The sequence below is a fragment of the Tatumella sp. JGM91 genome, from assembly GCF_018257575.1.
GTDB classification, from domain to species: domain Bacteria; phylum Pseudomonadota; class Gammaproteobacteria; order Enterobacterales; family Enterobacteriaceae; genus Tatumella; species Tatumella punctata.
The window spans coordinates 46,755-72,822 of the sequence record NZ_JAERJP010000018.1 but is presented as its reverse complement, the minus strand read 5'-3'; the positions used below and the strand labels follow the sequence as shown (position 1 = coordinate 72,822).

Genomic DNA, 26,068 nt, shown 5'->3' with positions numbered 1-26,068 from the left:
TGGATACCGGGATAATGACTACTTCTTCCTGAAGATAAAAGCAGCGTTCCCCGGTAAAACGCGATGAACCAAAAAAAGGCCCGCTTAGCGGGCCTGACTGAATAACCGACGGATCAGATTTTACGGAAAATCACCGAGCCGTTGGTGCCACCGAAACCGAATGAATTACATAATACGTATTCCATTCCCTTCACCTGGCGGGCAGTATGAGGCACGAAGTCCAGATCGCAGCCTTCATCCGGATTATCCAGATTGATGGTCGGTGGTATTGCCTGATCCCGCAAAGCAAGGACCGAGAAAATTGATTCCACAGCCCCGGCGGCACCCAACAGGTGACCAGTCATCGACTTAGTGGAACTTACCATCACATTGTCAGCCACGGAACCAAACACTGACTTCACAGCCTGAGCTTCAGCTTTATCACCTGCCGGGGTAGAAGTACCGTGTGCATTGATATAACTAATCTGCTCTGCTGCCAGTCCGGCATCACGCAAGGCATTAACCATTGCCTGAGCAGCCCCGGCACCGTTTTCCGGTGGTGAAGTCATGTGGTAGGCATCGCTGCTCATACCAAAACCAACTAATTCAGCATAGATTTTTGCGCCACGCTTTTTCGCATGTTCGTACTCTTCAAGCACCACGATCCCGGCGCCATCACCCAGTACAAAACCGTCACGACCTTTATCCCACGGGCGGCTTGCACCCTGCGGGTCATCGTTACGGGTCGAAAGCGCCCTGGCAGCACCAAAGCCACCGACACCCAGCGGGGTACTGGCTTTTTCTGCGCCGCCCGCCAGCATGACATCTGCATCATCATAGGCAATCATTCGGGCCGCATGACCAATATTGTGCACCCCTGAAGTACAGGCAGTGGCAATACTGATACTCGGACCTTTCAGGCCATACATAATGGTCAGATGTCCGGCCACCATATTTACAATGGTCGACGGGACGAAAAAAGGACTAATTTTACGCGGACCGCCTTTGGCTAACGAAGCATAGTTGTCTTCAATTAAGCCCAGACCGCCAATACCGGAACCGATAGCTGCGCCGATACGCGGGGCATTTTCTTCAGTGACAACCAGACCTGAGTCCTGCATCGCCTGAGCGCCCGCCGCTATTCCATACTGAATGAAGATATCCATTTTGCGTTGTTCTTTACGCGAGATGATATCGTCACAATTAAAATCTTTGACCAGACCGGCAAACTGTGTTGCATAGGCACTGGCATCAAAGTGGTCAATCATGCTGATGCCGCTCTGACCGGCAAGGAGAGCACTCCAGGTAGACTCTACGGTATTGCCGACAGGAGACAGCATGCCAAGACCAGTCACAACTACACGACGCTTAGACACGTTACTCCTCCAGGGAGGGGGATAAAAACAACACTAAGTGGGGCGGACATAAAACTCAGGCGGTCGAATGACCGCCTGATAATATTCATTAGCCCTGGTGGCTATTGATGTAGTCGATCGCTGCCTGAACGGTAGTGATTTTTTCAGCTTCTTCGTCTGGAATCTCAGTATCAAACTCTTCTTCCAGAGCCATCACCAGCTCAACGGTGTCAAGAGAATCGGCACCCAGGTCTTCTACGAAAGAAGCAGAGTTGATCACTTCATCTTCTTTAACACCCAGCTGCTCAGCAATGATTTTCTTAACGCGTTGTTCGATATCGCTCATACTATTTAATTTCCTATCAAAACTCGCTTTCGCGACGGTTTTCGTAGTGTATAAAATGTTGAAAAAGATGCAACTAAAACCAGTCTGGTCTAACCACGATTTGCTATATTTTGCATTTTATTGCACAAAAAAAGCAAATAAATTTCGCAGTTATCAGACCATGTACATTCCGCCATTGACATGGAGGGTTTCACCAGTGATGTAACCCGCCTCATCAGAGGACAAAAATGCAACCGCATTAGCAATATCCCCGGGGCCACCCAGACGGCCCGCAGGAACTTCTGCTAATATACCGGCACGCTGCTCTTCATTTAGTGCTCGCGTCATGTCCGTCTCAATAAAGCCCGGAGCCACAACGTTTACCGTAATACCACGTGACGCAACTTCGCGCGCCAGTGATTTGCTAAAACCAATCAAACCCGCTTTTGCTGCCGCGTAGTTTGCCTGGCCCGCATTACCCATTGTTCCAACAACTGAACCAATGGTAATGATCCTTCCGCTGCGTTTTTTCATCATAGCACGCAATACGGCTTTAGACAGTCTGAACACAGAGGTCAGATTAGTCTCCATGATATCCTGCCATTCGTCATCTTTCATACGCATTAACAGATTATCACGGGTAACCCCGGCATTATTCACCAAAATATCAATTTCGCCAAATTCTGCACGGATGTTTTTTAATACTGACTCGACAGAATCGACATCAGTCACGTTCAGGGCCATACCCTTACCGTGGGTTCCGAGATAAGCACTGATATCAGCAGCACCTTTATCACTGGTGGCGGTACCGATAACTGTTGCACCATGGGCAGCCAGTTTCTCAGCGATTGCTTTACCAATTCCACGGCTCGCACCGGTGACCAGCGCAATTTTACCATTGAAGTCCATGATTATCCTCTTATTCTTGTGTCAGGGCCGCATTTAACGACGCTGCATCATTCACTGCTACCGCAGTCAATGAGTCGGCAATGCGCTTAGTCAGCCCGGTCAGTACTTTACCAGGCCCCGCTTCCACCAACTGGCTGACGCCACGGGAAGCAATAAATTGCACGCTCTCGGTCCAGCGGACCGGGCTGTAAAGCTGACGAACCAGCGCATCACGGATAGCCGCTGGTTGTTGTTCACATTGTACATCGACATTATTAACTACCGGCAGTTGCGGGGTATTAAATGTCAGTTCTTCCAGCGCAACTGCCAGTTTATCGGCGGCCGGCTTCATTAGAGCACAGTGTGACGGTACGCTGACCGGCAGGGGCAGTGCACGTTTTGCACCGGCAGCTTTACAGGCAACACCGGCACGTTCAACCGCTTCTTTATTACCGGCAATAACTACCTGGCCGGGTGAATTAAAGTTTACCGGAGAAACAACCTGGCCCTGAGCACTTTCTTCACAGACTTTACGGATAGCATCATCATCCAGGCCAATGATCGCCTGCATGGCGCCGGTTCCCTCAGGAACGGCTTCCTGCATCAGTTTACCGCGTAATTCGACCAGACGTACGGCGTCAGCAAAATCCAGCACGCCGGCACAGACCAGTGCGGAATACTCACCCAGGCTGTGTCCTGCCAGCAGTTCAGGTGTTTTACCGCCCTGCTGTATCCAGACACGATAAATAGCCACTGACGCGGCCAGCAATGCCGGCTGTGTCTGCCAGGTTTTATTCAGTTCCTCAGCAGGTCCCTGCTGGACCAATTGCCATAAGTCATAACCCAGTGCAGCGGAGGCCTCAGCAAACGTCTCCTGCACTAACGGAAAGTGTTCCGCCAGGTCAGCCAGCATGCCAACGGTCTGTGAACCCTGACCAGGGAATACAATTGCAAATTGTGTCATTTCCAGTTCCTGTCAATCAAAAACGAACTAACGCCGAACCCCAGGTGAAACCACCACCAAAAGCTTCCAGCAGCACTAAGTGTCCTGGCTGAATACGGCCATCACGTACTGCTTCATCCAGGGCTGTCGGTACTGATGCCGCTGAGGTATTTCCGTGACGATCCAGCGTAACAACCACTTTATCCATACCCATCCCCAGCTTTCTGGCGGTGGCATTGATGATCCGTAAATTCGCCTGATGTGGCACCAGCCAGTCAAGCTCCTGACGGTCAATATTATTCGCCGTCAGCGTTTCATCAACAATATGGGCCAGTTCAGTCACTGCCACTTTAAAAACTTCGTTACCGGCCATGGTGAGATAAGCTGCACTTTCCTGATGAGCACGATCCTGGTAAGGCAGGCTCAGCAACTGTCCATAACTTCCGTCGGCATGCAGATGGGTGGAAATAATCCCCGGTTGCTCGCTTTGTCCGATAACCACTGCCCCCGCGCCGTCACCGAATAAAATCAGTGTGCCGCGGTCTTCCGGATCAAGGGTGCGAGACAGGGTATCAGACCCGATCACCAGCGCATGTCTGACCGCTCCACTTTTAACATATTGATCAGCAACGCTCAGTGCGTAGGTAAACCCCGCACAAGCCGCAGCCAGATCAAATGCAGCACAGTCTTTAATACCCAGCTGTTGCTGGATCATACAGGCTGAGCTTGGGAACGCATGTGAGGAAGACGTCGTTGCGACAATAATCAGACCGATGTCTGTCGCCGCAATACCTGCCATCTCCAGTGCATTTTTCGCCGCAGTGAATCCCATGGTGGCAACTGTTTCATCCGCTGCCGCAATACGACGCTGATGAATGCCTGTCCGGGTGACAATCCACTCGTCGGAGGTGTCTACCATTTTTTCCAGATCGGCATTACTGCGGATCTGTTCAGGCAGATAGCTGCCGGTACCAATTATTTTGCTAAACATCTAGGCTATGTCACTCCTGGCTAGTACTGTATCAAGCCGAACCGAAATTTTTTCAGGGATATTACGGACTACCGCCTGAATCGCGTGTTCGATGGCAACTGCGAAGGCTCGCTCACTTGCGGCACCATGACTCTTAATGACAATTCCCGGCAATCCCAGCAGGGATGCACCGTTATACTGATCGGGGTCGATTTCGCCAAAACGCTTCATCAGACGTCCTTTCATACTGCGAACAACCAGGTGACGCCACCATGATCGCTTCATTGTCTTTTCCGGCCCTGTCATCAGGTTCAGAAATGTGTTTATAACGCCTTCCATGGTTTTTAATGAGACATTTCCTGCGAAGCCATCACAGACTAATACATCTGTCTTACCGGTCAGTAAGTCACTGCCTTCAAGGAACCCCGTGTAATTTATCTGTTCAGTGGATTGCAATATTTTTGCAGCATCACGAACATGTTCCGGGCCTTTACAGGCTTCCTGACCAATGTTGAGTAAAGCAACACGGGGGGCGGATATTCCCAGCACTTCTTCCGCCATCACCGCACCCATTAACGCAAACTGCACTAACATTGTAGTGTCAGCGCTGGCATTTGCACCTAAATCAAGTAACAAAGTATGCCCGCGATGAATATGGGGTACCGCTGAAACCAGTGCCGGACGTTTAATACCGTCCAGCGGTCGTAACAATAATGTCGCCAGCCCCATCAGCACACCGGTATTACCGGCGCTCACACAGGCCGATGCGCGGCCTTCTTTTAACAGTTCGAGGGCAATCCGCATCGAAGAACCCTGGCTATGACGAATCGCCCCGGAAGGCACTGCATCACTGGCAATAACTGACTCAGCAGGAATAATGGTTACCCGCTTATATAATGAGGAGTCCGCTCTGGCTAGTAATGGCTGAATTTCGTCGGGATAGCCGACTAAAAGAAGTTCAAGTTGCGAATGTGAGGCCAGTGCCTGCAATGCAGCAGGCACCGTCACGGAGGGACCGAAATCCCCGCCCATAGCATCAACTGCCAGGGTCAAACGTGTCAAAGTAACGCCTTGCGTCGCAGCAAGAAATTACTTAGTAATGACCTTACGACCACGGTAGTAACCGTCGGCAGTCATGTGGTGACGCAGATGAGTTTCACCAGAAACTTTATCTACTGACAGGGTGGTCGTGGTCAGCGCATCGTGAGAACGGCGCATACCACGCTTAGAACGGGTGGGTTTATTCTGTTGTACGGCCATGGACCTTACTCCTATTACTTACGCTTTAAACTGGCTAATACGGCAAACGGGTTTGGTTTCTCGGCCTCTGCAGGCAGTTCACCAAACACCATATCCGCGTCGGACACTTCACAGTGTTCAGAATCATGCACCGGAACGACAGGTAACGCGAGGATAATTTCATCCTCAATTACTGCAAGCAAATCAACTTCGCCATACTCATCGACTTCAACTGGCTCGTAACCTTCCGGTAGCGCCTCCGCCTGCTCGTCATTACGCACAGGACTGAAGATATAGCTTACGTGTACAGCATGCGGGAAAGGCTGATTGCAACGCTGACAGCGCAGGGTGACCTGAACACTGGCCGTCCCCTTCAGCACCGCAAGGCGCTGACTGTCAATTGCAAACGACATTTCACATTCTACATCACTGTCCACACTCACAACTGAGGCCGCAATCCGTTCTGTAAGCTCAGGAGTATACACACCATGATAATCAAGGCGTTTCTGGGCAGAACGAAGCAGATCCAGTGTCAGGGGTAATTTTACCTTTTGCATAGGGCGCGCATATTAACTTTGTAATCTCAGAGAGTCAAAGAAAAAGGCCGGATTACGGCATCTTTCACCCAATATTCGCATCTGTAGCGGAGGATAGTTTAAAATGACTGCGTTCAATTCGCTATAGATTATGAAAAAAATATGAAACAACATTTACTGCTTGCATCATCTTCTCCGTTTCGCCAGTCACTGCTTGCCAGACTGAAGCTGCCCTTCGATGCGGTTGCCCCGGAAATTGATGAATCGGCCCTGCCCGCCGAAACCGCGGCGCAACTGGTGGTCAGACTGGCAAAACAGAAAGCACTGGCACTGGCCGGACAGTACCCGCACAGCTTAATTATCGGTTCGGATCAGGTATGTGTACTGAACAACTGCTTAACAGGTAAGCCTCATACGATGGCGCGCGCGCGACAGCAGTTACGTGCGGCCAGTGGCAACCGGGTGGTGTTTTATACCGGTCTGGCGCTGTACTGTGCCCGCCGTCAGAAATTCTGGTCCTGCTGCGAAACGTTCGACGTCAGCTTTCGTCACTTATCGGACCAGGAAATCAACGCATACCTGGAAAAAGAGCAGCCTCTCAATTGCGCCGGCAGTTTTAAATCTGAGGGGCTGGGCATTACGCTGTTTGAATCATTGCAGGGCCGTGACCCGAATACACTGGTTGGTCTGCCGTTAATTGCTCTGTGTGATTTCCTGCGGGAAGCCGGTGCTGACCCGCTGATCGACGACTGAATCACCGGCCAGTCGCGGATAAAGGGGGGAGTCACTGCGGCACTCCCCCCCGGCGCTGTTTCTGTCAGCCGCCAGGATCAGCTTTTTTGCTGACGAAGACGGGTCAGGCAACGACGCAGTTTCTCATCCATCGGTGCCTCCAGACGCAGCGTTTCTCCGGTACCGGGATGGGTAAAGGTGATCGCCGCAGCATGCAGAAATAACCGGTCCAGTCCGCTGCCGGTCAGTTGCTGATCAAACGCCCTGTCACCATAACGGTCATCAAAAGCAATCGGATGGTCGGCATGCAGGGTGTGCACACGTATCTGATGGGTGCGGCCCGTGACAGGACTGGCTTTGACCAGGCTGGCAACGGCATAGCGTTCTTCAACTTTGAAGCGGGTTTCTGATGGCTTACCCTCGGCACTGACCCGCACTACCCGCTCACCGCTTTGTAAAATATTTTTCAGTAATGGTGCTTTGACTGATTTAACGTGCGATGGCCACTGGCCCCGGACCAGAGCCAGATAGTCTTTCTGCATCCCTTTTTCACGTAACTGTTCATGCAGTGAGCGCAAAGCAGACCGCTTTTTGGCAACCAGCAAGACTCCCGAAGTGTCCCTGTCCAGACGGTGTACCAGTTCGAGAAAGCGGGCTTCAGGTCGTAATGCTCTCAGCCCCTCAATAACACCAAAGCTCAGGCCGCTGCCACCATGCACCGCGGTACCGGAAGGCTTGTTAAGCACCAGGATGGCATCATCTTCATAGATAACCGCCCGTTCCAGTTCAGCCACTTTGTCCAGTTTCGGTGAAACTTCTGCCGCTTCACGTTCAGAAACACGCACCGGCGGGACACGGATTTCATCGCCGTCCAGCAGTTTATATTCGGGTTTAATGCGTTTCTTATTTACCCGCACCTCGCCCTTACGCAAAATACGGTAAATCATGCTCTTCGGCACACCTTTCAGGAAGGTGCGCAAAAAGTTATCAATACGTTGTCCGGCGTTTTCCGCCGTGATGGCGACAAACTGTACGCCGGGATTCTCATTTTTCATGGCGCTGATTGTAATAGAGAGTTATCACCCGGTGCCACCTATTTGTCATTTCCCCTGCCTCTTACTGGTGGCGAAGCCAGCAAAGCGCAGTCTTTTTAAACAATCTCTGGTGGTGGTCATCCGGAAGATCAAATAAATAACAAATAAAGTGATCGTAGCAGTGAAAGTCACCTTGCTATATTAAGGCGAGCAATGGAATAATGCTCGGGTATCTTTGCCGGGAACGCCCGGGACAAGATCGTGTAACAAGAATTTTTGCCGGATTAAACAGACACGCAGCAATGGCATAAGACGTAATGTTATATCAGGCACATAGCGGGCTGCGGGTTGTAGCCTGGACGTAGTGGGGTGTTCATATCACTGCCTTTATAGTGGGTTTCTCCTCATCTGGTCGCGGTTTCGTTTTGAAATCTCACCTCCGACATTTTTTGCGCTCCTTTAGCGATCGACAGCCGTGAGGCTGACGTGATTGCAATAAGCCACGGAGCCATCGGTTAATCGTCGTCCAGGGCAATGATGCCCGCAGCTGAGTCACTTATGAAAAAATGACGAGTACCTATAAATGAAAAGAATGTTAATTAACGCAACTCAGCAGGAAGAGTTGCGCGTCGCCCTTGTAGATGGACAGCGTCTGTATGATTTGGATATTGAAAGTCCCGGTCATGAACAGAAAAAAGCAAATATTTATAAAGGTAAAATCACCCGTATTGAACCAAGCCTCGAAGCTGCTTTTGTTGATTACGGTGCCGAAAGACACGGTTTCCTCCCTCTGAAAGAAATCTCCCGCGAATACTTCCCTGCTAATTATTCCATGCATGGCCGCCCTAATATCAAAGAGGTATTACGTGAAGGTCAGGAAGTTATCGTACAGATAGATAAAGAAGAGCGCGGAAATAAAGGTGCAGCACTGACCACGTTTATCAGCCTGGCCGGCAGCTATCTGGTATTAATGCCAAACAACCCTCGGGCAGGCGGTATTTCACGCCGCATCGAAGGGGATGACCGCACAGAGCTGAAAGAAGCACTCTCTTCCCTGCAGTTACCGGAAGGTATGGGGCTGATTGTCCGTACCGCCGGGGTAGGTAAATCTGCCGAAGCTTTACAATGGGATCTTAGCTTTCGCCTGAAACACTGGGAAGCTATCCGCAAAGCGGCTGAAAACCGCCCTGCCCCTTTCCTGATCCATCAGGAAAGTAATGTGATTGTCCGCGCTTTCCGCGATTACCTGCGTCAGGACATTGGCGAAATTCTGATTGATAACCCGAAAGTTCTGGAACTGGCCCGCCAGCATATTGCTGCCCTGGGACGCCCTGACTTTACCAGTAAAATTAAACTGTACACCGGTGAAATCCCGCTGTTCAGCCATTATCAGATTGAGTCACAGATTGAGTCTGCCTTCCAGCGTGAAGTGCGTTTGCCATCCGGCGGCTCGATTGTTATTGACAGCACCGAAGCCCTGACAGCCATTGATATTAACTCCGCACGGGCCACCCGTGGCGGTGATATCGAAGAAACAGCCTTTAATACCAACCTGGAAGCGGCCGATGAGATAGCCCGCCAGTTACGTCTGCGTGACCTCGGTGGCCTGATTGTTATCGACTTTATCGATATGACTCCGGTACGTCACCAGCGTGCGGTGGAAAACCGTCTGCGTGAAGCCGTCCGTCAGGACCGTGCGCGGATACAAATCAGCCATATTTCACGGTTTGGCCTGTTGGAAATGTCCCGTCAGCGCCTCAGCCCTTCCCTTGGCGAGTCAAGCCATCATGTCTGCCCGCGTTGCAGCGGCACAGGCACAATCCGTGATAATGAATCACTGTCGCTATCGATTCTGCGTCTGATTGAAGAAGAAGCGCTGAAAGAAAATACCAAAGAAGTACATGCCATTGTTCCGGTGCAGATTGCCTCGTACCTTCTGAACGAGAAACGTGAAGCCGTCAACGCCATCGAAACACGCCAGGGCGGCGTGCGTGCCATCATCGTTCCTGATGATCGTATGGAGACACCACACTACTCGGTATTACGTGTGCGCAAAGGCGAAGAAACCAAGACACTCAGCTATCATCTGCCGAAGATGCATGAGATTGAAATGGCGACGATTTCTGACGAAGAACCGGCAGAACGCCGCCGTCCGGAACAGCCGGCACTGGCAGCATTTGCGATTGCTGAAGCACCGCCAGCGACCAGTGAAGCCACTGCCACTGCAGCTTCTGTCACTCCGGCGGACGCGACAGCCCCGGCCGCCAAAGGCAACTGCTTCTTTAGCCGTTTAGTCAGCGGTATTAAGAATCTGTTCGGCAGCAACAGCCAGCAGGCTGTTACTGAGACCGCAGAAAAGAGCGAAGCACCAGCCCGTTCACGGGAAAACGGGACGGCGGGTAACCGTAATGAACGTTCCAATAACCGCCGGAATAATCGTAACGAGCGTAATAACCGCAACGAGCGTAATGACCGTAACGAGCGTAATGACCGCAACGAGCGTAATGACCGCAATGAGCGTAATGACCGCAATGAGCGTAATGACCGCAATGAGCGTAATGACCGCAATGAGCGTAATGACCGCAACGAGCGTAATGGCCGCAACGAGCGTAATGACCGCAACGAGCGTAATGACCGTAACGAGCGTAATGACCGTAACGAGCGTAATACCGAAAATGGTAATGCACAGGAAAATCGTCGCAATAATCGCCGTAATTCTGCCGGTGCGGAAAACCGTGAAGAGACCCGGGCAACACGTCAGCATACGCCTCTGACCGAGGAAGCTCGTCAGCAACGTGAACAGCAACGCCGCGAACAACGGGCTGAGCGTCAGCGTCGCCGTCAGGAGGAGCGTCGTCAGCAACAGGAAGAAACTGTTGCTGAACAACCTGTCGCGCTACAGGAAGCACCAGCCAGTAGTGTTGCAGCAGAAGAAGAACAGACCCGAACCAGTGTGCGCCGTAAACAGCGGACTCTGACACAAAAAATCCGCTATGGTGAAGAGGCTGTGGCTGAGCAGATCACTGATGAACCTGCGATTACAGAAGCTCCGGTGGCCCGTGATGAAGCGGTGGTCAGTGAAACAACCCGTGAAGAATATCAGGATAACCGTGACAGTAACGGTAATATCCCGCGCCGTTCACGCCGTTCACCTCGCCACCTGCGGGTTAGCGGACAGCGTCGTCGTCGTTATCGTGACGAACGTTATCCGCAGCAGTCCTCGATGCCTCTGGAAACCGCAGCTGCTTCGCCGGAGATGGCTTCCGGTAAAGTATGGGTCCGTTACCCTGCGCCGGTCACCCGTGCGGAAGACGGATATCAGCAACCTGAGTTCCACGAACAGCAGCCACAGACTGTAGCTGAACCAGCTGAGCACCGGGAAGTTACCCCGGTTGCGGAAGTCCCGTCTCAGCCGGAAAATACACTGCTGGCCGAAAACGCTCTGAGTACCCCTGTTCAGCAGGCTATCGCCGGGCCGGTAGCGACAGACACCCCGGTTGTCGCAGAGCCACAAACTATCGTGGCTGACACCACCGAAGCGGTTGCAGAAGCAGTAGCTGACACCACCGACACGGTTGCAGAAGCACAGCCAGCCGAACCGGTCAACGCTGCAGAAGAGACTGCGGGCAGTGAAGCTGTTGCACCGGCTGAAATCATCGCCGAAGCGCCGGTTGCTGCGGTCGCGGAAACTGAGGCTGCAACAGACACTCTGTCTGACACGGAATCAGTACCCCCGGCTAAAGACAGTGCAGAGAACGTGACTACCGCTTCCGCGTACCAGCGCTTCCATGCAACCGCGCCCATGACCCGGGCACCGGCACCGGAGTGGGTTTCTGAGCCTGTGAGACACAGTGACTGGGTACGTAATGTTTACGTCTTTGCAGGTAAAGGTGCGGCCGGAGGACACACAGCCACTCACCAGGCCACCGCACCGGTGACTAAAACCTCAGAACTGTGAGCTGACATTTGCTTCCGGGCAATAAATTGCCCGGAGAAATAGTCCGCAATACCAGACTCCATAAAAAAACCTGACCGTTTCTGGTCAGGTTTTTTTATACCCGCACGACGCTGATTAACTGTTCATCCGGAACAGAGAAAGCTGCGACATTTCACTGAACACTTTATAACTGGCCTGTAGTGCCGTTTCCTGCATCACATAATCAGAAATCGAACGGGTAATATCAGCATCAGTTAACTGGCTCATCTGGTCACTCAGTATTACCTGCCGGTCCTGTCCCTGGTTATTGAGGGTATCCAGTTCTGCCAGTTCTGTGCCGGTTTCTGAACGTACCTTCAGGACATTATTCAGAGCATTATTTAACCCGCGATTGGCTTTTTCCATACTGTCAGAGAACTGCTGCATGGTGCTGTCATCCGCCCCTTTTTGCGGGACTTTCAGTGCACTGATCGCTGAATCCAGCATAGCGAACACACTGGTTTCACTGGCCGAACCGTCTGGTTCCGGTGTCGCATTATCTGTCAGAGACATAAATACACTGTCCCCCGTATGGGCGATTGTCATTGTGCGCTGACCACTGACCTGCTGGCTGATTGCCTGTTCTCCCCCCTGATACAGCACCCCGTTACTGCCACTGATAAACGGAGGCTGCCCGGTTTTATATCCGGCAAAAATATAACGCCCGTTACTGTCCTGGCTGTTCGCCAGATTCACCAGTTGGTCACGAATCCCCTGTAACTGGGTGGCAATTGATGCGCGGTCATCATCATTCAGGGTGCCGGTTGACCCGTACACCACCTGAGTCAGAGCCGACTGAATGCTGCTGCTGACACTGCCGAGGATATTATCTTCATACGTCAGAGACTGGCTGGCAAATGACTGGGCCAGACCGTACTGGGCATCTTTATTCTGTGTCTGGGACAGATTAACAGCCTGTGCTGCTGCAATCGGATCGTCAGACGGTCTTGTGACCCGTTTTCCGCTGGATACCCGCATTCCGCTGGCCAGCCAGCGGTTCTGAGCATTACTGATCCCATTAATTTGTTGAGAAAAAATTAAACCGGTACTCAGCCTCATATTCTGTCTCCCCCGCCGCTGAATTCGCTATCAGTTAGTAATACTCATTAATGAATTAAATAAGGTATCGGCCGTTTGCAGTACTTTGGTATTAGCAATGTAGTATTGCTGGTACTGGGTCAGCATGGCGTATTCTTCATCAAGATTGACCCCGGAAACCGACTGCTGTCGCTGAGTCAGTTGATCAACCACCAGCTGCCGGGTTGTACAGCTGCTCTGCAGGCTGCCGGTTTTATTGCCCACATAGCTGACCATCGATGCGTACGCCCGGGTCAGCGTTTCTCTGCCTCCGACCATTTGTTCATCCTGCAGTGCCAGCATGGCACTGGCATTCCGGTTATCACTGGCCCCTCCGGGCTCTGAGGCTGCCGCTATCTGCGAACCGTCATCAATAGCCACCGCAAAGTCATGGGTCGCTTCACTGACCGGTTTGAGCAAAAAACTGTCTTTTTCTGCCGGAGAGCCGCTGACCGCAACATCCAGCCCGTCGAATGACAGATGCTGCGTCCCGTTGTCAGTGCTGACTTTCGGCGTTATGACCTGGTTGTCCGACAACCGGGTGACGGTCCATTGTCCCCGCGAATAAGCGACACGATAATCGGAGGCCTGCAGCGCAGTAGTGTCCGAATAGCTGGCGCTGAGTGTCGTCTGTGACGTATTTTTACTGTTACTGAATACCACCGGTGAACCGACGGAAAAAAAGTCACCGCCTTCATTACCTTCACTATCGAATCCCTGATGCTGTACCTGATTCATTCGGCTGGCAAAGGTGACACTGATCTGTCCTAACCGGTTCTTAACTGTTTCCAGGTCTTCACTGCGAAATTTCAGCAGCCCGGCCAGCGACCCGCCGGTAAAAAGTTTATCCGGCAGTTCAACATCTCCCGCCATTTTATCCGTATATCCCGGCACCCGCAGTGTAGGATCGGCGGCCGAAGCTATGGCTTTCATTTCTGTGGACTGATCACCATTCACCAGGCTCAGTCCGTTCGGCAGCGAGACCACCATATTGCCGTCCTGGATTGATACATTTACCGCAGTGATATTATTCAGATCACTGACCAGTTGATCGCGCTGATCAAGTAAATTATTCGGTGCTTCTCCGCTGGCAGAAAGGCGGCCAATTTGTTTATTCAGTGCCGCAATCTGGCGGGCATCATTGTTAATGGCACTGATCGAATCACTGATCTGGTTATTGGTCGCCGATTGCAGATTATCCAGATATTGTTGCAGGGTTCTCAGTTGTCCGGCCAGTGACTGTGCACCGCTGAACATTGCCTGGCGTGCCGCAGGATCTTCGGCACTGTCGATAACATTCTGGACGTTTTTAAAAAAAGCCTGAAATGAGTCAGACAGATCGTTACCATCCATCGTCATTAAATTATCGATCCCGGAGATCTGAGTAAACTGGCTGTTAGCCGCACTGTTTTGCGCACTGGCCTGACGTAACTGCCGGCTGACCAGCTCATCATATTGTCGTTGCACACCATCCACCCTGACACCATTCCCATACCAGCCATTACCACTCAGCGTACTGTTTGCCTGCGCCAGTAACACCTGTTGCCGGTTATAGCCGGGTACCGTGTAGTTACTGATATTGACACTGGTTATATTGAGCGCAGACTGAGCTGCACTCAGTCCGCTCATGGCTGAATTAATCAGAGCTGACATATTTCTCTCCGCAAGCTGGTTTCGTCTCAGGCCGTTAACCGGCCTTATCTGTGAGTATCTGTCTGAGTTATCGGTTATCCGGCGGGGAACTTGACGATGATTTAAAATAAATGACTCAGATCGTGAGCGGCTGTTTTATCAGCAATCTCTTTCAACTGACGGATTACGGTAATCAGTTTCGCGGCATAAGCCGGGTCTGTGGCATAACCCGCTGTCTGTAAAGCCTGTGCGCCTGATTCTGCCGAAGGCGCGGCCGTGACCTGGCGATAACGCGGGTTTTCCGTCAGTAACCGTGCATAGTCTTCCAGGGCTTCCCGGTAAGAGTGATATACCCTGAAGTTATCAGTGCGCCTTTCGGCACGTCCCTGCTGGTATTCGGTGGTCACCACCGGCGTCGTTTCACCGCCCCAGTCAGCCCCCGCTTTAATACCGAACAGATTAAAACTCGGCAGCCCGTTACTGCGCAGTATCTCTCGCCGTCCCCAGCCGGTTTCCAGAGCCGCCTGGGCAAGAATCAGATGATGTGGTATACCGCTGCGCAGGCTCACCTGACTGGCAGGCTGTGATAAGCGTTGTAAAAACGCCCCCATCGATGCCGAAGGTGCAGGCAATACGGCAAGTGCCTGACCTGCCTGCTGCCGGAGTGCCGTCCCCCGGAGCAGCGCAGCCACCCGTTCGCTCCCCAGAGGCATAGGGACTGTTCCCGCCCGCTGATCCACCGCAGGTGCTGGCTGTATTTGTTGTGCGATAAGTTCAGCCATGCCCAGACCACGGTTTCCCGCCATTTGGGCGATTTGCTGATCGTATAAAGACGTAAATAACCGGCTCTGTTCACTGCCAAATAACGGATCTTTTGGTAAAGCCTCACGCATGCTTTTCAGCATCAGTTGCATAAACAGACTTTCCACCTGGCGGGCAACCGCCATCGCCTGCTGGCGGGGGTGGGCGGCGGCGGCACGTTTTAGCTTATCCAGCGCATTGCTGTCATAGGCCAGTTCGTTCAGAGGATCCCTGACCCGCATCAGATAATCTCCAGCCGTGCCCGTAAACAACCGGCAGACTGCATCGCCTGCAGTATCGACATCAGTTCGGTGGGCCTCGCCCCGAGGGTGTTCAGTGCGTGGATCACACTGTTCAGGCTGGCACTGGCCTGTACATGCTGTAGTGCCCCCCCCTGTTGCCGCATATCAATCTGTGTCTGGTTAGTAACCACCGTTTGTCCGCCAGTCAGTGGCGTATTTGGCTGACTGACCTGTTGCTGTTGATTAATAGTGACCGACAAACTCCCCTGAGCCACTGCACAGGTACTCAGTTCAACTTCACGGTTCATCACTACCGAACCGGTACGCGAATTAATAATTACCCGCGCATCTTCGACAGGCACGGTCACATCCAGATTCTGGATCGCCGCCAGCAGCTGTACCTGTGATGTCTGGGACGGGGAAACTTTTATCCGGACCGAGCTGCTGTCCTGAGGTGCGGCGGCCGGGTAACCCGTAAAGCGGTTAATCGCATCGGCAATACGCTGAGCGGTGGTAAAGTCCTGCTGATTAAGCTGCAATACCAGCTGATTGCGGGTACCAAAATCATCCGGTAACTCACGTTCGACAATCCCCCCGCCACTGATGCGCCCGCCGTTCAGCTGATTGACCTGTACACTGCTGCCCCCGGCCTGGGCCCCCGCGCCGCCGACCAGAATATTCCCCTGGGCCAGGGCATACACCTGATTGTCAGCGCCTTTCAGCGGGGTCAGTAATAAGGTCCCGCCCCGCAGGCTTTTGGCATTCCCCATTGACGAAACCACCACATCAATGGTTTTCCCCTGGCGGGCAAAAGGCGGCAGGGTCGCGGTCACCATTACCGCCGCGACATTTTTTAGCTGAATATTGGTTCCGCCGGGCACAGTGATCCCCAGCTGTGACAACATATTGCTCATGCTCTGGGTGGTAAACGGCGTCTGCGTGGTCTGGTCCCCTGTGCCATCCAGTCCGACGGCCAGCCCGTAACCAATCAGCTGGTTCGCCCGCACACCCTGCACTGAGGTCAGGTCACGTATCCTTTCCGCACTGGCGGGCAGGCAAAGCGCGACCAGAATTAACCCGCCGCTGATCCAGCGAAATATGACTGACATTTGTCTTGCCTCTTACATAGGGGAAATATTCAGAAAGAACCGTTGTAACCAGCCCATTTGCTGTGTTTCGTTGATATAACCGTTTCCGACATACTCAATACGGGCATCAGCCACCGAGGTGGAGATAACGGAGTTACTGGCATTGATTGTGCGGGGATTAACCACTCCGGAGAAACGGATAAATTCGGTCCCCTGATTAATCGCAATTTGTTTTTCACCCACCACTTTAAGGTTGCCATTGGTCAGCACCTTATCCACCGTCACAGTGATGGTGCCCGTAAAGGTGTTATTCGCGCTGGCTCCGCCTTTACCGTTAAAATCATTGCCACCGCTGCCATCAAAGCTGGTTTTATCGCCGCCCAGTAATCCGTTAAGAAAACGCGGAGTGGTCGCCAGACCAAAGTTACTGCTCGCTTTACGGCTGGCATTGCTGGACGAACTTTTGCTGGCACTGACGTTTTCCTGCAACACAATGGTCAGGGTATCGCCAATATTGCGTGGCCGCCGGTCTTCAAATAATGGCTGGTAGCCGTAGCTGAGGGGAGCAACCCCCTGAAAAATTGAACCATCGGCCAGCGGACTCCCCGTATCCGGTGGTTCAGCACTGGTACTCCCTTTCACCAGCGGGGTCTGAGGGATCAGCGCACAGCCAGCCATTAGCAGCAACAGCGCGGCCAGCCCCGCGGGGTACAGAACAGACTTCACTACCATGTCACTACCTTTTCAGACGCAATTCTGACCGGAACGATCCGCCGGTCTGCCGGATACATTTACAGCTGAGTCAGACGCTGTAACATCTGGTCAGAAGTACTGATAGCTTTACTGTTAATTTCGTAGGCTCGCTGTGTCTGGATCATCGATACCAGTTCTTCAGCGACATTGACGTTTGAGGTTTCCACATAGCCCTGATACAACAACCCCGCCCCGTTCTGCCCGGGGGTACTTTCTGTGGGAGCGCCTGATGCCTGGGTTTCCTGATACAGGTTTTCGCCTTTACTCTCCAGACCGGCATCATTTACAAAGGTATTCAGCGTCAGCTGCCCCACCTGTGTCGCCTGCGTCTGGCCCGGCTGGGTAACACTCACCACTCCGTCACGGGAGATAGTAATACTCAGGGCATTGGCCGGGATCGTAATCCCCGGCTGCACCTGGAAACCGGCATTGTTGACCAGTTGTCCGTTCTGATCGACCTGAAAGGAACCATCACGGGTATAAGCCGAACTCCCGTCGGGCAGCAGTACCTGAAAATAGCCTTGCCCGTTGATCGCAATATCCTTGGCATTATCCGTTTTGGACAAGTTTCCCTGTGAATGCAGACGCTCGGTGGTTACCGGCCGGACCCCGGTACCGATTTGCAGGCCTGAGGGTAAAGTATCCTGTTCAGAAGACTGGGTTCCCGGCTGACGTAACGTTTGATAGAGAAGATCCTCAAAAACAGCACGGGAGCGTTTGAAGCCGTTAGTACTGACATTGGCCAGGTTATTGGAAATAACATCCATATTGGTCTGCTGTGCATCCAGCCCGGTTTTTGCAATCCATAAAGAACGTATCATGCTGTCGTTTCCCTTAACTGTTTAATGACAGTAGCTGATTCGCTTTCTGTTCATTCTGATCAACGCTGCTAATCTCTTTCATCTGCATTTCGAACTGCCTTGCCTGACTGATCAGCGACACCATCGCTTCTGCCGGATTCACATTACTGCCTTCCAGTACCCCGGGCATGACCCGCAGATTCGGATCCTCCGCTAATACCGGCCCTGACTGCTGCTGCACCTGTCGCGAAGGCCGGAAAAAACCGTCATCAGAACGTACCAGGGTGGCCGGCCCGCCGGAAACCAGCTTCAGTCTGGCAACCTGAACCGTCGCATTGGGTTGATCACCGGGATTTAAGGCGGTAATAGATCCATCGGCGGCAATCGTCAGTTTTGCATTTTGCGGCAGGGCGATCGGTCCGTCCTCCCCCATCACCGGATGCCCGGCGATAGTGAGCATTCCCTGAGGATCCAGTTGCATATTGCCGTTGCGGGTATAGGCCTCACTGCCATCGGCCATACGGATGGCCAGCCAGGCATCCGGCTCTGTGGCGACATCCAGCGGACGTTCCGTATAATCCAGCTTCCCGGCAGACATATCTGCCCCCGGGGTAGACGCGGTCACCAGGATGCGGGTCGGCAATGACGGCCCGTTCACCGGAACGGCACGAAAAGCACTGAGCTGGGCCCTGAAACCGGGGGTGGAAACATTGGCCAGGTTCGCCGTGGTGACCGCCTGCATGGCCAGTGTCTGGCTGGCCCCGCCCATCGCCGTATAAATGGCATGATCCATAATGCAGTCCTCCGGCTATCGCAGGTTCACCAGGGTGTTCAGGATCTGATCCTGGGTTTTGATCGTCTGAGCGTTAGACTGATAGTTACGTTGCGCAACAATCATATTTACCAGTTCTTTACTCATATCGACGTTTGAGGCTTCAAGGGCTCCGGCGGTCATTGACCCGAGGTTACCGGTCCCCGGCACACCAATCATCGGCTGACCGGAAGCACTGGTCTCTGACCAGACATTATCACCGTCCGGCTGCAAGCCTTCCGGATTAGCAAATCCGGACAAGACAATTTGCCCGAGTAACTGTGTTTTCTGGTTAGAATAGGTCCCGGTAATGGTGCCATCATCATTCACCTTATAGCCGGTCAGATCACCGGGGGCGAACCCGTCCTGTACCGGACTGCCGAACGTACTGGCCCCCGTATTCTGTTGCATACTGTTCTGCATATTCAGGGTGATCGACTGGTTAGCCGCCGCCCCGTTACTGCCCTGGATCACCAGGGTTTGCTGAGGGTTGCTGGTCAGCATACCATTTTCATCGAATGACATAGCGAAAGATGCCGATGCCTGACCGGTCGAGGAATCGAGAGGATTCACTGTCCACTGGTTATCCGCGTCTTTAACAAAATAAAGATCCAGCTGATGCTGATTCCCCTGCGAGTCAAAAACTGTGACGGTACTTTTGGCATTAAAACTGTCGACGTTGGTCGGATCGAACGGCGTTACAGTCGGTACAGCATCCGTCGAGTTAAGATTAGCCACCAGTGCTGCTTTACTGGTGGCATTGGCCTGCATCTGGGTATCAGGGATCGACAGCGGACCAGGATTCGCACCGGTCTGGATCACCGCCGGAATACCACTGGCCGGGTACCCGCTGACATTCAGCCCGGCGGTATTGACCAGATTACGATTGGCGTCCAGCGCGAACTGGCCGTTACGCGAATAATAAACATTACCGTTCTGATCCGTAAGGCGAAAAAAACCGTTACCGCTCAGAGCGACATCCAGGGCCCGGCCGGTAGAGGTCGTCGCGCCGTCACCAAAGTCCTGAATGACTTTTGCCACTTTAGTCCCCAGCCCGACCTGTGACGCTGCGAACATATCGGCAAATGCCGTGGCAGACGATTTAAAACCGGATGTCGCAGAATTAGCAATATTATTACCAATAACATCCAGATTTGCCGACGCGGCATTGAGACCGCTGACAGCCTGTGAAAATGACATAATGACTCCTGACTGAGTTAAAGGATCTGCCGTATCTGATCGAGGGTCGCGGTGCCATAGGCCCCCAGATTCAATACCGCTGCATTACCGTTTCCTGCCGGGGTAACCCCGTAAACACGGGCATAATTAAGGCTGGTCACATCCACCGGCGCATTATCGTTACTGGCACTGATGGTGACCTGATACTTCCCTTCTTCTGCCGGACTGCCATCGTCACGATTACCATCCCACTGGAAGGTATGTACTCCGGGATCCATACTGCCAAGGTCCAGAGTGGCGATAGCATTACCACTGCTGTCAGTAATGGTGGCGACTGCATCGCTGACACTGGCTGGCGCATCGACGCCAAACGGTGTGGTTGTGATACTGCCGTCTCCGGAAGAGGTATCTTTACCTGCCAGTACCGCACTGCCTGGCAGCATCACGCCATGACCGATCAGTAACGTATTTTCCATCGACTGGCTGGTGTTGATCTGTCCTGAAATCGCCCCCAGAGTGCTGTTAAGTTGCTCTATACCACTGAGGGTATTGATTTGTGCCAGCTGGGAGGTCAGCTGACTGTTATCCATCGGGTTGGTCGGATCCTGATTTTTCAGCTGGGCAATCAGTAACGTCATAAACTGATTTTGCAGATCAGCCGCGCTGTTACCGTTATCTGTGCTGCTGTTACTGTCACGCAGTAAAGGGGGTCTGCTGCGCATATCTCCGACTGTTGCAGTTATGCTCATAACACTCTCTCCGGTTACTGACCGAGGGTCAGTGTTTTCATCATCAGGCTTTTGACCGTATTCATCACTTCGATATTGGCCTGATAGCTGCGCGATGCAGAAATAGTGTTCACCGTTTCTGCCACCACATCGACGTTCGGCATACGGATATAGCCTTGCTGATCGGCCAGCGGATCACCCGGCGCATACACCAGCTTGAATGGTGAAGGATCATTCATCACCCCGGCCACATGTACCCCGCCGATACCGGACGGGTAGCCGCCATCGGTGCGGAAGATCACCTGTTTGGCACGGTATGGCTGTCCGTCAGGCCCTGTGCGGCTATCCGCATTGGCCAGGTTACTGGCACTGACATTCAGCCGCTGGGACTGGGCACTCAGTGCCGACCCGGAAATATCAAAAATACTGAACAGGCTCATACAATCCGCTTATCCCTGTAATACGCTGATCATTTGTTTAATCCGGCCTGACAGCATCGTCAGATCGGTCTGATATTTGACACTGTTATCCGCAAACTGAACCCGTTCCCGATCCATATCTACCGTGTTGCCGTCAGCCGCTGGCTGATCGGGCACCCGATACAACAGCCGGGAGTCGGCGGGCGGATGGCCCTGTGCAGCCATGTGCCGCCCGGAGGTCAGGGTGAGGGCCAGTGGCTGGTCGCCTTGCTGCCCGCGGGAAACTGCTTTTTTCAGCTGTGCAGAAAAATCGATATCCCGTGCCTGATAACCCGGGGTATCTGCATTAGCAATGTTTGCGGCCAGTATTGTTTGTCGCTGCTGACGCAGGCTGAGCACCTGGCGGGCAAAACCAAGTTCCGTATCCAGTCTGTCGGACATAAGTGTCTCCGGTCAGGAAGGTATGACATGCAGAATACGGGAATGCAGTGGCGGGAAATCGACAGAATAGCCGAAAAAAATGTCACCAGTTTAGCGTTTGAGAATCACCGGGGAGATGTAAAATTAACTGAAATTACAAACAATTAGAAATAATATGTCTAAAAAAATGCTGTTTTTATTACTGCTTATTACCCCACTGTTCAGCCTGGCAAGTCCCCTGCAACAGCAGCTGACGCAGTTTTTCCGGCAACGGGAACCGCAATATGCCGGGCAGATGCAGGCGGTCATTATTACCCCCCGCCAGGGCTGGCCGGTCTGTTCCCGGCCGGTATTCAGTTTACCCGGTAACAGCCGCCGCTGGGGGAAAATGACCGTGGCAGCCCGCTGTGGCCCGCGAAAGAATTTTCTGCAAACTGAATTACAGGTTACCGGCAATTATTATGTTGCAGCACAACAAATTCCCCGTGGGGGTCTGGTCACGCAACAACTGTTATCCCGCTGCTACGGAAGGCTGGATACCCTGCCAGCACGGTCGCTGCTGGTACCGTCGCAGACATTACCTGCCATTGCCTTACAAACTCTGCAACCCGGGAAAGTGATTATCCGGACACAGTTACGTCAGCCCTGGCAGGTAACAAGCGGTGATCAGGTACAGGTGAGCCTGTATGGCAACGGATTCAGTGTCGGCACTGCCGGTACAGCACTGAACAACGCAACCGCAGGCAATGAAGTCAGAGTCAGAACGCTGAATGGTCAGATCATTATCGCAACTGTTGATAGTCACGGGCTGTTATCCGTAAAAATCAACTAACACAAAGCAGGCCATAAGGTTTCAGGGGCAAATGCCGATAATCCGGATATCCTGCCTGAGTTGTCAGGCGAACAGAATAATCCAGCAGCGGAGTCACGTTTATGAGCATCGACAAAACACGGGTCAGCGGGCTTATCCCTCAGGCAGAACAACAGCCATCAGCCGGCATACGTCTTCAGGACAAACTGTCACTGTCCGGTACTGCGGCCCCCGCTGCCAGGGTAAACCTGAGCCGGGTACCACAATTACTGCATAACACCAGTCAGGGGGATATCCGTCAGTCAAAGGTTAATGACCTCCGGCAGGCAATTGCCGACGGACATTACCACACTGATAGCCGGATAATTGCTAACGGGATCGCTGACAGCCTGAGGGTGGAGCATGATGACGCAGACTAATCCGCAGCAAGCGTTATTGATAATCGTGCAGAACATGCAGCAGGTTTTATCGTCACTGCAACTGATGATGGAAACAGAGCAACAGGAACTGATGGCAGCACATCCTGACAGTTACCGGCTGCAGAGCCTGACAGAAGATAAGCAGGCAGCCCTGAATACTTTAAGTTATCTCGATTTACGGCTGGCGGAGGCCGGTCAGCAGCACAGTTTACAGGCCCCCTATACGGACTGCGGACCGTTAGCCGACTTGTGGCAGGCGGTTTGCCGGCAACTTTGTGTGCTACAGCAGGCCAACCAGCATACGGGCTTGCTGCTGCAACAACAACTTCGCTGGACACAACAGGCTTTATCCGTCTTGTCTCCCCTGAGTCAGCGGCCCTTTTACGGACCGGATGGCTATGCTGAGTGATATATAAACGCAGATGCCGGCTCTGCCGGAGACAGGGTAACTTCCGATAAAAGTTACCCTGTCAGTGATCACTGCTTTCCTGAGAGTCCGGCCGTGGCCCGCTGATCAGGTCACACTGCGCCGGGCGAAGTCTTTGACACGGAATCCCATTATCGCGAGGCTGCCAAAGTACACCAGCCCGCCGACGGCACAGACTCCGGTCAGCCGCAGGATCCGCCACACCATTTCGCCTTCCCCCCACGATGGCATGTATTGCAGCAGGGTATAGAGGACTGCCCCCATAATAACCACCGATAAAATCAGTCGGGAAAGAAAACCGGCCCAGCCCGGCTGTGGATGAAAAATTTTCTTTTTGCGTAATTGCCAGAATAACAGTCCGGCATTCAGACAGGCCGCCAGCCCGATGGATAAGGATAAACCGGCATGTTTCAGGGGACCAATAAATGCCAGATTCATCACCTGAGTCGATAACAGGGTGAAAATAGCAATTTTTACCGGTGTTTTAATATCCTGCCGGGAATAGAAGCCCGGAGCCAGCACCTTCACCACGATCAGTCCTACCAGCCCGACCGCATAAGCAACCAGCGCATGCTGAGTCATCAGGGCATCAAATGCCGTAAACTTACCATACTGGAACAGAGCTGAAGTCAATGGCCCGGCAAGGATACCTATTGCCACTGAACTGGGGATCGCCAGCAACAGGCACAGGCGCAGCCCCCAGTCCATCAGGTTGGAATATTCCTGGTGATTACCGCTGGCAAAACTGCGGGACAGTGACGGTAACAGAATCGTCCCCAGGGCAACCCCCAGCACTCCCGAAGGAAACTCCATCAGCCGGTCAGCGTAATACATCCAGGACACGGAGCCGGATACCAGAAATGAAGCAAAAATAGTATTGATAATCAGAGAGATCTGGCTGACGGAGACTCCGAGGATCGCCGGCCCCATCTGACGTAATACCCGCCATACCCCGGCATCGTGCAGATTGATGCGCGGTAATACCAGCATACCTATCTTACGTAAATGGGGCAGCTGATAACCCAGTTGCAGTACCCCGCCGACTACAACCGCCCAGGCCAGTGCCATCACATGAGGGTGAAACCAGGGGGCAGCAAACAGCGCAAAGCCGATCATGCTGACATTCAGCAAGGTCGGGGCAAAGGCCGGTACCGAAAAACGGTTCCAGGTATTGAGTACCGCACCAATCAGCGATGCCAGAGAGATCAGTAAGATATATGGAAAGGTTACCCGCAGTAACGCGGTGGTTAACGCAAATTTATCCGCCGTATCAGCAAAACCGGGGGCCGTAATATAAATGACCCACGGGGCTGCCAGCATCCCCAGGATTGTCACTACCGCCAGCACCAGTGTCAGTAAACCCGCGACATACGACACAAAAATACGTGAGGCCTCTTCACCCTGAGTATTTTTATACTCGGCCAGAATAGGCACAAAGGCCTGTGAAAATGCACCTTCGGCAAATATACGGCGCAACAGATTGGGAAGTTTAAACGCCACAAAAAAAGCATCGGTCGCCATCCCGGCACCAAATACCCGCGCCACAATGGCATCGCGGGCAAAACCCAGCACGCGGGAAAACAAGGTCATTGAACTGACCGCAGCCAGTGATTTAAGCAAATTCATAAGTGTTCAGACATCCTGCAATTTCGACATTTATAGCCCGGAACGGTGATCTGCTCCCCGGCCATTGGCACACAGTTTCTGTAGGCGGGCATAGTCTATCGGCGCTGGTAAAAATCACCAGCAGTGTTTGTTACAAGGCGTAATTCAGCAATACTTATCAGCACTGCCATCCTCACGAGTCAGTGCCGTCAGAACATGATCTTCCCAGACACCATTAATCAGCAGATATTGCCGTGCATACCCTTCTTTCTCAAAACCCAGCCGTGCCAGCAGATTTCCGCTGCGCTGATTCCGCGGCATATAATTGGCCATTATCCGGTGGATCTTATGTTGCCGCTGCATATAACGAATGGCCGCCTGTAACGCTTCCTGCATCAGCCCTTGCCCCTGCCATTTTTCCCCCAGCGAATAACCGAGATAGCAGGCATAAAAACAGCCACGTACCACATTACTGAAATTGGCCACGCCCATTACTTCCTGTTCCGAGGGATCCAGCAGAATAAAGTAATAGGCCGCCCCCTGACGCTGCTGCTCTGTCATCACCGATAACCGGGCCTGCCAGCCGGACGCCTGGAAATAGCTTTGATCACGGATAGGTTCCCACGGCATTAAGTAGGCACGGTTACCGGCATAATAGTCTGCCATTCGCCATGCATCGCGATCATTCACCAGCCGGACCACCATCCGGTCAGTCGTCAGACTCACGCGGGAAGATGCTGTACGGTATCCAAACATAAAGACTCCCTGACTAATGAACAGATTGTTCCGTGTCCGGTTTGCTCCGGACGGACTGCTGATTATGTTAATACCAGCGGCTTATTTATCCCATTAAAAACACACTTATTTTCTGCTGACTGT

The 26,068-nt window shown here is 52.6% G+C and carries 27 protein-coding genes; 5 read left to right on the top strand and 22 right to left on the bottom strand.

Annotated features, from left to right (window positions below; genetic code table 11):
- Nucleotides 1-113: 113 nt before the first annotated feature.
- The 8 genes from fabF to yceD form a co-directional block, all read right to left on the bottom strand.
- The gene (gene fabF / locus JK198_RS12935; RefSeq protein ID WP_212708732.1) at nucleotides 114-1,355 is read right to left on the bottom strand and encodes a beta-ketoacyl-ACP synthase II; all 1,242 of its coding nucleotides are present in this window, start codon (nucleotides 1,353-1,355) and stop codon (nucleotides 114-116) included.
- An 88-nt stretch (nucleotides 1,356-1,443) separates the two neighbouring features.
- Nucleotides 1,444-1,680 (bottom strand): acyl carrier protein, encoded by a 237-nt coding sequence (gene acpP, locus JK198_RS12930; protein WP_028685983.1) that lies wholly within the window; start codon nucleotides 1,678-1,680, stop codon nucleotides 1,444-1,446.
- A gap of 153 nt (nucleotides 1,681-1,833) precedes the next feature.
- Complete coding sequence (fabG, locus tag JK198_RS12925) at nucleotides 1,834-2,568, bottom strand: 3-oxoacyl-ACP reductase FabG (protein WP_212708731.1); 735 nt, start codon at nucleotides 2,566-2,568, stop codon at nucleotides 1,834-1,836.
- Between the two features lie 10 nt (nucleotides 2,569-2,578).
- Nucleotides 2,579-3,511: an ACP S-malonyltransferase gene (fabD, locus tag JK198_RS12920; RefSeq protein ID WP_212708730.1), complete on the bottom strand. Its 933-nt coding sequence runs from the start codon at nucleotides 3,509-3,511 to the stop codon at nucleotides 2,579-2,581.
- A gap of 16 nt (nucleotides 3,512-3,527) precedes the next feature.
- On the bottom strand, nucleotides 3,528-4,481 hold the full coding sequence (locus JK198_RS12915) for a beta-ketoacyl-ACP synthase III (protein ID WP_212708729.1): 954 nt from the start codon (nucleotides 4,479-4,481) through the stop codon (nucleotides 3,528-3,530).
- Complete coding sequence (gene plsX, locus JK198_RS12910) at nucleotides 4,482-5,522, bottom strand: phosphate acyltransferase PlsX (protein WP_212708728.1); 1,041 nt, start codon at nucleotides 5,520-5,522, stop codon at nucleotides 4,482-4,484. It abuts the gene before it with no gap.
- Nucleotides 5,523-5,549: 27 nt separating this feature from the next.
- Nucleotides 5,550-5,720, bottom strand: coding sequence for a 50S ribosomal protein L32 (gene rpmF, locus JK198_RS12905; RefSeq protein ID WP_025901766.1), 171 nt, complete (start codon nucleotides 5,718-5,720; stop codon nucleotides 5,550-5,552).
- Nucleotides 5,721-5,734: 14 nt separating this feature from the next.
- Complete coding sequence (gene yceD / locus JK198_RS12900) at nucleotides 5,735-6,256, bottom strand: 23S rRNA accumulation protein YceD (protein WP_212708727.1); 522 nt, start codon at nucleotides 6,254-6,256, stop codon at nucleotides 5,735-5,737.
- A gap of 141 nt (nucleotides 6,257-6,397) precedes the next feature.
- On the opposite strand from yceD, the gene JK198_RS12895 reads away from it, so the two are divergent.
- Complete coding sequence (locus JK198_RS12895) at nucleotides 6,398-6,988, top strand: nucleoside triphosphate pyrophosphatase (RefSeq protein WP_212710723.1); 591 nt, start codon at nucleotides 6,398-6,400, stop codon at nucleotides 6,986-6,988.
- A gap of 77 nt (nucleotides 6,989-7,065) precedes the next feature.
- On the opposite strand, the gene rluC is transcribed toward JK198_RS12895, so the two are convergent.
- The gene (gene rluC / locus JK198_RS12890; protein WP_212710722.1) at nucleotides 7,066-8,022 is read right to left on the bottom strand and encodes a 23S rRNA pseudouridine(955/2504/2580) synthase RluC; all 957 of its coding nucleotides are present in this window, start codon (nucleotides 8,020-8,022) and stop codon (nucleotides 7,066-7,068) included.
- Between the two features lie 562 nt (nucleotides 8,023-8,584).
- On the opposite strand from rluC, the gene rne reads away from it, so the two are divergent.
- Nucleotides 8,585-11,959 carry a ribonuclease E gene (rne, locus tag JK198_RS12885; protein WP_212715364.1) on the top strand — a complete coding sequence of 1,125 codons (3,375 nt, stop codon included), beginning with the start codon at nucleotides 8,585-8,587 and terminating at the stop codon, nucleotides 11,957-11,959.
- 114 nt (nucleotides 11,960-12,073) lie between these two features.
- On the opposite strand, the gene flgL is transcribed toward rne, so the two are convergent.
- From flgL to flgB, 11 genes are all read right to left on the bottom strand, one after another.
- Nucleotides 12,074-13,036 (bottom strand): flagellar hook-associated protein FlgL, encoded by a 963-nt coding sequence (gene flgL, locus JK198_RS12880; protein WP_212708723.1) that lies wholly within the window; start codon nucleotides 13,034-13,036, stop codon nucleotides 12,074-12,076.
- A 30-nt stretch (nucleotides 13,037-13,066) separates the two neighbouring features.
- Entirely contained in the window at nucleotides 13,067-14,707 is a 1,641-nt protein-coding gene (flgK, locus tag JK198_RS12875; RefSeq protein ID WP_212710720.1) for a flagellar hook-associated protein FlgK, read from the bottom strand.
- A 101-nt stretch (nucleotides 14,708-14,808) separates the two neighbouring features.
- Nucleotides 14,809-15,729, bottom strand: coding sequence for a flagellar assembly peptidoglycan hydrolase FlgJ (gene flgJ, locus JK198_RS12870; RefSeq protein ID WP_212708721.1), 921 nt, complete (start codon nucleotides 15,727-15,729; stop codon nucleotides 14,809-14,811).
- Nucleotides 15,729-16,838: a flagellar basal body P-ring protein FlgI gene (locus JK198_RS12865; protein WP_249213324.1), complete on the bottom strand. Its 1,110-nt coding sequence runs from the start codon at nucleotides 16,836-16,838 to the stop codon at nucleotides 15,729-15,731. The genes flgJ and JK198_RS12865 overlap by 1 nt, the downstream gene beginning before the upstream one ends.
- 12 nt (nucleotides 16,839-16,850) lie before the next feature.
- Nucleotides 16,851-17,549, bottom strand: coding sequence for a flagellar basal body L-ring protein FlgH (locus tag JK198_RS12860; RefSeq protein ID WP_212708720.1), 699 nt, complete (start codon nucleotides 17,547-17,549; stop codon nucleotides 16,851-16,853).
- A gap of 59 nt (nucleotides 17,550-17,608) precedes the next feature.
- Nucleotides 17,609-18,391 carry a flagellar basal-body rod protein FlgG gene (gene flgG / locus JK198_RS12855; protein ID WP_212708719.1) on the bottom strand — a complete coding sequence of 261 codons (783 nt, stop codon included), beginning with the start codon at nucleotides 18,389-18,391 and terminating at the stop codon, nucleotides 17,609-17,611.
- 13 nt (nucleotides 18,392-18,404) lie between these two features.
- Complete coding sequence (locus JK198_RS12850) at nucleotides 18,405-19,163, bottom strand: flagellar basal body rod protein FlgF (protein ID WP_212710719.1); 759 nt, start codon at nucleotides 19,161-19,163, stop codon at nucleotides 18,405-18,407.
- Between the two features lie 15 nt (nucleotides 19,164-19,178).
- Nucleotides 19,179-20,381: a flagellar hook protein FlgE gene (flgE, locus tag JK198_RS12845; RefSeq protein ID WP_212710718.1), complete on the bottom strand. Its 1,203-nt coding sequence runs from the start codon at nucleotides 20,379-20,381 to the stop codon at nucleotides 19,179-19,181.
- Nucleotides 20,382-20,398: 17 nt separating this feature from the next.
- Nucleotides 20,399-21,109: a flagellar hook assembly protein FlgD gene (locus JK198_RS12840; protein WP_212708716.1), complete on the bottom strand. Its 711-nt coding sequence runs from the start codon at nucleotides 21,107-21,109 to the stop codon at nucleotides 20,399-20,401.
- Nucleotides 21,110-21,123: 14 nt separating this feature from the next.
- The gene (flgC, locus tag JK198_RS12835) at nucleotides 21,124-21,528 is read right to left on the bottom strand and encodes a flagellar basal body rod protein FlgC (protein ID WP_212710717.1); all 405 of its coding nucleotides are present in this window, start codon (nucleotides 21,526-21,528) and stop codon (nucleotides 21,124-21,126) included.
- Nucleotides 21,529-21,537: 9 nt separating this feature from the next.
- Nucleotides 21,538-21,948, bottom strand: a complete 411-nt coding sequence (flgB, locus tag JK198_RS12830) for a flagellar basal body rod protein FlgB (RefSeq protein ID WP_212710716.1) — start codon at nucleotides 21,946-21,948, stop codon at nucleotides 21,538-21,540.
- Nucleotides 21,949-22,102: 154 nt separating this feature from the next.
- Here flgB and flgA point away from each other — a divergent pair, with 154 nt between their 5' ends.
- From flgA to flgN, 3 genes are all read left to right on the top strand, one after another.
- Complete coding sequence (flgA, locus tag JK198_RS12825; protein ID WP_212710715.1) at nucleotides 22,103-22,759, top strand: flagellar basal body P-ring formation chaperone FlgA; 657 nt, start codon at nucleotides 22,103-22,105, stop codon at nucleotides 22,757-22,759.
- Nucleotides 22,760-22,860: 101 nt separating this feature from the next.
- Complete coding sequence (locus JK198_RS12820; RefSeq protein WP_212708712.1) at nucleotides 22,861-23,157, top strand: flagellar biosynthesis anti-sigma factor FlgM; 297 nt, start codon at nucleotides 22,861-22,863, stop codon at nucleotides 23,155-23,157.
- On the top strand, nucleotides 23,141-23,566 hold the full coding sequence (gene flgN, locus JK198_RS12815) for a flagellar export chaperone FlgN (RefSeq protein WP_212708711.1): 426 nt from the start codon (nucleotides 23,141-23,143) through the stop codon (nucleotides 23,564-23,566). Before JK198_RS12820 ends, flgN begins: the two co-directional genes overlap by 17 nt.
- A 105-nt stretch (nucleotides 23,567-23,671) precedes the next feature.
- Here the strand turns inward: flgN and murJ are convergent, their stop codons facing one another.
- On the bottom strand, nucleotides 23,672-25,210 hold the full coding sequence (murJ, locus tag JK198_RS12810; RefSeq protein ID WP_212708710.1) for a murein biosynthesis integral membrane protein MurJ: 1,539 nt from the start codon (nucleotides 25,208-25,210) through the stop codon (nucleotides 23,672-23,674).
- A 144-nt stretch (nucleotides 25,211-25,354) separates the two neighbouring features.
- Nucleotides 25,355-25,945, bottom strand: a complete 591-nt coding sequence (gene rimJ / locus JK198_RS12805; protein ID WP_212708709.1) for a ribosomal protein S5-alanine N-acetyltransferase — start codon at nucleotides 25,943-25,945, stop codon at nucleotides 25,355-25,357.
- Between the last annotated feature and the right edge of the window lie 123 nt (nucleotides 25,946-26,068).